General features: G+C 60.3%; 1 protein-coding gene. It reads right to left on the bottom strand.

Annotated features, from left to right (window positions below):
* A partial coding sequence (locus tag B3873_RS26645) for a twin-arginine translocation signal domain-containing protein (protein ID WP_349676452.1) occupies positions 1 to 84 on the bottom strand: 84 nt, incomplete at its 3' end.
* Positions 85 to 204 lie beyond the last annotated feature (120 nt).

Here is a 204-nt window from a genome sequence, read left to right as displayed (position 1 = left end):
CAGGGCCGCGCCCACGGCACCGGCCTTGAGCAGCTGGCGGCGGCTCAGGGTGGTCTTGCGGGGTTTGCTGTTGTCTTGGGTCATCTCTGGTCTCCTGTTTGTTCTGGTATCGGGAAAGATGCCGGCCAGGCCGGCGTGCGAGCATTAAGCTGTGTTTAATGAATCAGCATTCCACCATTAACGTCCAGCGTGATGCCGGTGCAG

Source organism: Herbaspirillum sp. UBA812, assembly GCF_002296545.1.
Lineage (GTDB): Bacteria > Pseudomonadota > Gammaproteobacteria > Burkholderiales > Burkholderiaceae_D > Herbaspirillum > Herbaspirillum huttiense.
This window is presented reverse-complemented; position numbering and strand designations above follow the sequence as displayed.